This window comes from Nitrospirota bacterium, from assembly GCA_016214385.1.
GTDB lineage: Bacteria > Nitrospirota > Thermodesulfovibrionia > UBA6902 > JACROP01 > JACROP01.
In genome coordinates this window covers 1-7294 of the sequence record JACROP010000159.1, presented here as the reverse complement: position 1 = coordinate 7294, position 7294 = coordinate 1, and the positions used below count along the sequence as shown (strand labels likewise).

The following is a 7294-nucleotide window of genomic DNA, read 5'->3' as shown; positions in this document are numbered from 1 at the left end:
TTAAGACTCCTTAGCTATCGCTCAAGGAGCAGGAAAGAGCTGACAGAGAGGCTTGTTCAAAAAGGATTTGATGCAGATACAGTTGACTCTATTGTTGCTGCCCTTGAACAGGAGGGTCTCGTAAGGGATAATGCCCTGGCGTCTGAGCTCCTCAGGGTCGCTGTAGAGGGGAAGGGTCTTGGCAGAGAAGGTGTAAGGGCTTTGCTCATAAAGAGGGGCATAGAAAGAGAGCTTATAAAAGAGACCCTGTCAGGTCTTACAAAAGAAACAGAAGAGGAAACAGCCCTCAGGCTTGTAGAGAAGAAATTAAAGACCCTTAAAGTTTGCCCTGAAGACACTGTAAGGCAAAAACTCTGGGGACTCCTTAAAAGAAGAGGCTTTTCAACAGATGTTATCAATACTGCATTTAAATCGTTAAATGGGGGTAAGGGATAAAGCTGTGAGCTATGAACCTGGTTTTCAATTTTAAACTCGATATTCCTTGCAGCTTGCTACAGGGTTACCTTGTTTCGTCATTCCCACGAAAGTGGGAATCCAGAAAAATCTCCTGGATTCCTGCCTTCGCAGGAATGACGACTAACAAAATTCACAAAATATATTCACCCTTTGCTCCCCCGCATCAAGTGCGGGGCAAGGGCTGTGGCTTGCCACAGGGTTCTTCATTTAGGAAGATCCATGAAAAGTAAGGAAATAAGACAACTCTTTATAGATTATTTTGTCAAAAGGGACCATAAGGCTTTGCCTGGCTCTCCGCTAATACCAGAGTATGACCCAACACTTCTTTTCACTAATGCCGGCATGGTGCAATTCAAGTCAGTATTTCTCGGCGAGGAGATGAGGCCTTACAGTAGAGCTGTAACAGTTCAGAAATGCATGAGGGCAGGCGGGAAGCACAGCGACCTTGAGAATGTCGGGAGGACAGCAAGGCATCACACATTTTTTGAAATGCTCGGCAATTTTTCCTTCGGGGATTATTTCAAGAGGGAGGCGATAAAGCTGGCATGGGAATTTCTGACAGAGTGGATGAAACTACCAAAGGAAAGACTCTGGCTCTCAATCTATGAGAAAGATGAAGATGCATATACTTTATGGCAGGAGGAAGCAGGTGTTTCTCCTCAAAGGATTGTAAGGCTTGGTGAGAAGGACAATTTCTGGCAGATGGGCGACACAGGACCCTGTGGCCCGTGTTCCGAGATAGTAATAGATCAGGGGCCGGAGGTCGGCTGCGGTAAACCAGATTGTGCTGTCGGATGCGGCTGCGACAGGTTTCTTGAACTCTGGAACCTCGTATTCATGCAGTATAACAGGGACGTTACTGGAAAACTTACTCCCCTGCCCCGGCCAAGCATCGATACAGGGATGGGACTTGAGAGGCTTACTGCTGTTATTCAGGGTAAGCTCACAAATTTCGATAGCGACCTTTTTCTTCCGATAATTAAGAGGGTCGAAGAAATCTCAGGCAAGACCTACGGGAAAAAACACAGCACTGATGTCTCAATGAGGGTTATAGCTGACCATATAAGGGCAATAACCTTTCTCCTTTCAGAAGGGCTGATGCCTTCCAATGAAGGAAGGGGATATGTCCTCAGGAGGGTAATAAGAAGGGCATCAAGGCACGGCCTTATGCTTGGAATTGACGGCCCATTTCTTTACAGGGTTGTTGACCCTGTCTTAGATATAATGGCAGGGCCTTACCCCGAACTAACAGAGGAGCTTGAACGGTCAAAGAAGATATTGAGGTTTGAAGAGGAGAGATTTGCCCACACCCTTTCATCAGGCATGGGGATGCTTAATGACCTTATAGAAAAACTTAAAGTATCAGGCCAGGATACCATCCCCGGCGCTGAGCTTTTCAGGCTTTATGACACCTTTGGCTTTCCCCTCGACCTTGCCCAGGATATTGCATCTGACAGCAGTCTCGTCATAGATGAAAAAGGTTTTCAGAGGGAGATGGAGCTTCAAAGGCGAAGGGCAAGGGCCTCATGGGTTGGTGCCGAGGAGGCAGTTTCTGATATTTACAGAAAACTTTTGAATGAGATAGGATCCACAGAATTTTTAGGCTATGATACCTTATCTTCAGACGCTCATATTCTGTCTGTCTTGAAAGATGGAGCACTGGTTCCTGAAATTAGAGAAGGCGAAGAGGCAGAGATAATCCTTGATAGGACTCCTTTTTATGGCGAGTCAGGTGGCCAGGTAGGCGATACAGGTCTGATAAAGGCAGAGGGCGTGAGAATTGAAGTTATTGATACAAAAAGGCCCAATGAGATTTTTTCTCACATATGCAGAGTAAAGAAAGGCACTGCTAAAGTGGGGGCCAGGGTGTTTGCATCAGTGGATGCACAGAGGAGAAAGGCTATTATGCGCAACCACACAGCCACACACCTCCTGCATGCAGCCCTGAGACTTGTCCTCGGCGACCATGTAAAACAGGCAGGTTCCCTTGTTGCGCCTGAAAGACTCAGGTTCGATTTCACCCACTTCTCATCCATGGAAGACAGGGAGATAGAAGAGGTTGAGGCCATTGTCAATGAGAAGATCATTGAAAACATGCCTGTGGCCATATCATGGATGGCCCTTGAAGATGCCCTTAGAATTGGTGTTACAGCGCTTTTTGGAGAAAAATATGGTGACAGGGTTAGAGTTGTTAAAGCAGGAGATTTTACCTTAGAGCTCTGCGGAGGAACCCACTGTAAATTCACAGGCGAGATAGGACCTTTTAAGATAATTGCAGAAGGCAGCGTTGCTGCTGGTGTTAGAAGGATTGAGGCCCTCACAGGGTTTTCAGCATTATCGTATTTCAGGGAACAGGGAGTGGAAATCAAGAAAGTGGCAGCTCTGCTCAAGGCCAGGGATATGAAGGTAGCTGAGAGATTAGAGAAGTTTATAAAAGATGCAAAGGATAGGGAGAAGGAACTTGAAAAGATAAAGAGCAAGACCGTAGCCAGAGGCGCAGATGAGATACTTGAGGAGTGCAGAGTAATAAACGGCATCAAGGTGCTGGCACACAGGGTTGACGGCCTTGATATAAAGGCACTCAGAAACCTCGCGGACACATTAAAGGATAAAATTGATTCAGGCGTTCTTGTTCTTGGTTCAACGCTCAATGGCCAGGCATCTTATGTTACCATGGTTACAAAGGATTTAATGAACCGCCTTCATGCAGGGGAGATTCTTAAAGAAGTAACAGGAGGCAAGGGGGGCGGAAGGGCCGATATGGCACAGGGCGGGACAAAAGACATTGAAAATATTGACACGGCACTTAATTCTGTCTATGAGATTGTAAGGAAGAAAATCAGCTAAGTTGCACTCTTAAATCTTATACGGTATAGTTATAATAAAAATGAAAAATTGGAAATAGGAAATGGGAAGTAGGGGCGGGGTAACCCCGCCCCTACTGTTTTTTCTTTTAACGCATTACGCATTACGTATTACAGTTTAAATAGGAGGTGTGATTATGACTGTTTTTGAAATTATTCGCAGGGCGTTGATGGCAGGGCTTGGAATGCAGGAGAAGGTAAAGGGGTTTGTTGATGACCTTGTTAAAAAAGGAGAGTTGAGTGAGACACAGGGAGCCAAGCTTGTAAAAGAATGGTCTGAAAGGGCAGGCAAGACCACTGAAGAATTCACAAAAAGCTTATCCGACATTATAGGGAAGACCCTCGAGAAGATGAATCTCCCTGCAAAAGATGATATTGAAAAACTCAATAGAAAGTTGCAGTCTTTTTCTGTAAGGCTTAAAAAGCTGGAAGAAGCAAAAGGCGGTGAGGAAGGCACCGAAGAAAAGTAAAGATGTCTTTCTTCGAGTTGCTCAGACTCCGAAGAACGTATAAAAGTGTAAGCCGGATAAGGCAGATAATTAATGTCTTTTTAAAACACGGTTTCGGGCAATTTGTTGAAGAGATAAGGCTTCACCGTTTTATCCCCCTCAGGAAAAGGCTGAAGGTCTTTGGCTACTGGCCAGAAATTGAAAGACATACAATCCCAGAGAGATTGAGGTTGGCTTTCAGCGAGCTCGGGCCGTCCTTCATAAAGCTTGCCCAGATTCTCTCAGCCAGGCCAGACCTGATAACCAAGGCCTATGCCGATGAATTCAAGAAGCTCCTGGATGAAGTGCCTCCTTTTCCATCTGAAAAAGCCAAAAAGATTATTGAGGAAGAGCTTAAAACACCCATAAAAGAGATGTTTGCAGATTTTGAGGATTCTCCTGTTGCTGCTGCCTCAATTGCCCAGGTTCATAAGGCAACCTTAAGAGAAGGCGATAAGGTAATAGTCAAAGTCCAGAGGCCGGAAATCAGAGAGCTCATAGAGACCGACATCTCCATTTTAAATGTTATAGCCCGCCTCATGGTGAAATATATTCCAGAGAGCAAATTCTTCAATCCCACCGGAATAGTGAACGAATTTACCAGGACAGTCAGGAAAGAGCTGGATTTTATTGAAGAGGCAAGAAACGCATGCCGCTTCAGGAGGAATTTTGAAGAAGACCCTCATATCTGCATCCCGAAGATATATCCTGACCTTATTTCCGAAAAAGTCATTGTAATGGAGCGGCTTGAGGGTGTAAGGGTGGATAACATAGAAGGGATAGAAGCCCTTGGCCTTGACAGGACCGAGCTTGCGAGGGTAGGGGTGGATGCGTATTTTAAGATGATGCTTGAAGATGGGTTTTTTCATGCAGACCCACATCCCGGTAATATTTTTATCCTGCCTGACGGTAGAATTGGCCTCATGGATTTTGGCATAGTTGGCTGGTTGACCCCTGAGCTTATGGACAACATCGCCAATGCATTCCTTGCCCTTGTTACTAAGGATTTTGACCGCCTTGTTGACCAGTATATAGAGTTTGGTATGATAACAGAGGAGACGGACATTGATGCCTTTAGAAAGGACTTCAAAGCAGACCTTGTAGACTTTCTTGTCCCTCTTTATGGCCTGACAATCGCAGAGATAAACTTTGCCCAGTATCTCGACACCATAACTCACCTTGCAATAAAACATGATTTAACACTGCCATCTGACCTTCTTCTGGTTAACAAGTCCATGCTTATACTGGATAATATTGGCAGGCAGCTTGACCCGAACTTCAATTTCATTGCAGTAGCAGAGCCTTATGCATCAAAGATAGCGAGGAGGCGAATAAGCCCTGCTAAGCTTCTGGAAAAGGCAAGAAAAAACCTTACAGAGCTTGGAGACTTTCTTGTCAGCACGCCGAAAAATATGAAAGTGCTTATGAGAAAGGCCATGAAAGACAACCTGCATCTAAAGATAACACCTATCGGCTTTGAAAAACTCATAAAGGACCTCGACCGCTCAAGCAACCGCATAGCCTTCAGCGTGATAGTCGGTGCCATCATAGTCGGCTCATCGCTGTTGATACAATCAGGAGTGGGGGAAAAAATCTTTGGCCTTCCAGCCATAGGCGCTATTGGTTTTGCTATAGCCTTTGTGCTCGGTATCTGGCTTCTTATCTCAATAATAAAATCAGGGAGATTATGAATTAAACTTCCATAGAGAATGGGTCATTTATGACAAAAGAACAGCTTAAAAAACACTGCGATTCAGAGTTTGAAAATATCGATGCAGTTGTCAGAGAGCTTTTTTCGGTTGTCAGCCCTGACAAATCAGAGTATACCGCTGTAGAGCTAACAGCAATCGCAACCTTTATTCACCAGGCATACAACGGCATACAGAACATTCTAAAAAGGATACTGCTGTTTGACGGCCTTACCATAAAAGAAGACACTGCTACCTGGAATAAAGACCTGCTTGAGAAATCCGTTCAACTCGGAATAATTCCGCCTGAACTTTATCAAATCCTCTTCAACTACCTCACCTTCAGCCACTTCTTTATCAATGCCTATAGCATAAACCTGAAGTGGGAGAAATTAAAAGTCTTAGTAGATGGCCTTAAAGATACCCTGACAAGGCTCAAGTCTGAAGTTAGTGAATATATTTATACGATTGAGACTTGAGGTTCCATTTTGGCACCTCAAGTTGGGTGGACAGAGGTATCTCCCCTATGCCTTCACAGAGAAGGGAGTAGCAATGCAGCATAGAGGGAAAACCGACCAGAGAATGGCAGGGGCTTGTCGAAGACTCGTAGAGAGGAGCATCTGTAAAGAGCGCAAAGCTTGAGATTATGATAAAAAGAAATTTGCAGGAATTGGAATATTGATCAAGGGGCATTGACTAATGTGTATAATAATGTATAATATACACATGGAGGTGATGGACTATGCAGACAGCAGAAAAAGTAAGAAAGCAGTTTATCCTTGACCCTGCCAAAATCGAAATGGTTAAAAAGATTACCCGCGCAGCAACTGAGACAGAGGCGGTCAACAGGGCATTGGACATGATTATTGCAAATGAAAAAATCGAAAAAGCACTTATGGCAGTAAGGGGCAAGGGGAAGATCAAGGATGTCTACGGAAGAGTATCCGTTTAAAGCCCTCTGCGACACTTCAGTATACATTCCTTTTATCAATCGGGGAATTATCCATCCTGTATTCACCGGATCCGCCAGGCCTGTGCTTTATATGAGCATGGTAGTGCTTGTGGAATTGTACGCCGGAAGCCATGACGCTAATTCTACAAAACTTGTCGACAGACTATATAATACCTTTCTAAGTGTTGGAAGGCTTATCGTCCCGAATGATGAGGACTGGCGGAAGGCTGGAATGATTATGGCTAAACTCGGGCGGAAATATGGATTTGAAGCAAAATATATCTCAAAAATTCAGAACGATATCTTGATTGCATGTTCGGCGCGAAGAAATGGTGCATTCGTTGTCACACAGAACAAAAAGGATTTCCTCCGAATAAAGGAGTTCATTGATTTTCGGATTTACGAATAAAAAGAGCAGTCACAAAAGAAAACGAGGGACTTTATATTTTCCCACCACAAAAGCTGGTGGTTGAGGTGATAATGTGGTGGAAACTTCGGAAGATAAGAATAATAAGTATGAAGGCTTATGAAATCCTATGCCCACAGCGTGGAAGGGAAGCCATTAGACGAATGGCACTCTCTTGAGGAGCATCTGAAGGGGACTGCTGAACTGTCAGCCAAATTTGCCGATGAATTCGGCTCAGGCGACTGGGCGTATCTGGCGGGATTGTGGCATAATTTGGGGAAGTAATATTTTTTATGCATACATGGTAATTTATCTTGACGCTTGTTACCTTACAAGATACAATAATTGACAACTTGTATGGTAACAGGAGATTACAGATGAAGGTCATAAAGGGTGTTCTGGGGGAAGAGCTTGAAAATTCACTCAGGCAGGAGGCAGCC

General features: G+C 44.4%; 8 protein-coding genes. All 8 read left to right on the top strand.

What is annotated here, in order from left to right; translation table 11 throughout:
• On the top strand, window positions 1-435 hold a 435-nt coding region (locus HZC12_09945), incomplete at its 5' end, for a regulatory protein RecX (protein ID MBI5027026.1).
• A gap of 240 nt (window positions 436-675) precedes the next feature.
• Window positions 676-3303, top strand: coding sequence for an alanine--tRNA ligase (gene alaS, locus HZC12_09940; protein ID MBI5027025.1), 2628 nt, complete (start codon window positions 676-678; stop codon window positions 3301-3303).
• Between the two features lie 154 nt (window positions 3304-3457).
• Window positions 3458-3790 carry a hypothetical protein gene (locus HZC12_09935; GenBank protein ID MBI5027024.1) on the top strand — a complete coding sequence of 111 codons (333 nt, stop codon included), beginning with the start codon at window positions 3458-3460 and terminating at the stop codon, window positions 3788-3790.
• A gap of 17 nt (window positions 3791-3807) precedes the next feature.
• Complete coding sequence (locus HZC12_09930; GenBank protein MBI5027023.1) at window positions 3808-5499, top strand: AarF/ABC1/UbiB kinase family protein; 1692 nt, start codon at window positions 3808-3810, stop codon at window positions 5497-5499.
• Window positions 5500-5528: 29 nt separating this feature from the next.
• Complete coding sequence (locus HZC12_09925) at window positions 5529-5975, top strand: hypothetical protein (protein MBI5027022.1); 447 nt, start codon at window positions 5529-5531, stop codon at window positions 5973-5975.
• A gap of 263 nt (window positions 5976-6238) precedes the next feature.
• Window positions 6239-6448 (top strand): hypothetical protein, encoded by a 210-nt coding sequence (locus tag HZC12_09920; protein MBI5027021.1) that lies wholly within the window; start codon window positions 6239-6241, stop codon window positions 6446-6448.
• The gene (locus HZC12_09915; protein MBI5027020.1) at window positions 6423-6857 is read left to right on the top strand and encodes a type II toxin-antitoxin system VapC family toxin; all 435 of its coding nucleotides are present in this window, start codon (window positions 6423-6425) and stop codon (window positions 6855-6857) included. Before HZC12_09920 ends, HZC12_09915 begins: the two co-directional genes overlap by 26 nt.
• A 117-nt stretch (window positions 6858-6974) precedes the next feature.
• Window positions 6975-7139: a hypothetical protein gene (locus HZC12_09910; protein MBI5027019.1), complete on the top strand. Its 165-nt coding sequence runs from the start codon at window positions 6975-6977 to the stop codon at window positions 7137-7139.
• The last annotated feature ends 155 nt before the right edge of the window (window positions 7140-7294 follow it).

Coding starts and splice junctions, on each gene's coding strand:
- HZC12_09935 (MBI5027024.1), top strand. CDS start 3,458: ATGACTGTTTTTGAAATTATTCGCAGGGCGTTGATGGCAGGGCTTGGA.
- HZC12_09915 (MBI5027020.1), top strand. CDS start 6,423: ATGTCTACGGAAGAGTATCCGTTTAAAGCCCTCTGCGACACTTCAGTA.
- HZC12_09925 (MBI5027022.1), top strand. CDS start 5,529: ATGACAAAAGAACAGCTTAAAAAACACTGCGATTCAGAGTTTGAAAAT.
- alaS (MBI5027025.1), top strand. CDS start 676: ATGAAAAGTAAGGAAATAAGACAACTCTTTATAGATTATTTTGTCAAA.
- HZC12_09910 (MBI5027019.1), top strand. CDS start 6,975: ATGAAATCCTATGCCCACAGCGTGGAAGGGAAGCCATTAGACGAATGG.
- HZC12_09920 (MBI5027021.1), top strand. CDS start 6,239: ATGCAGACAGCAGAAAAAGTAAGAAAGCAGTTTATCCTTGACCCTGCC.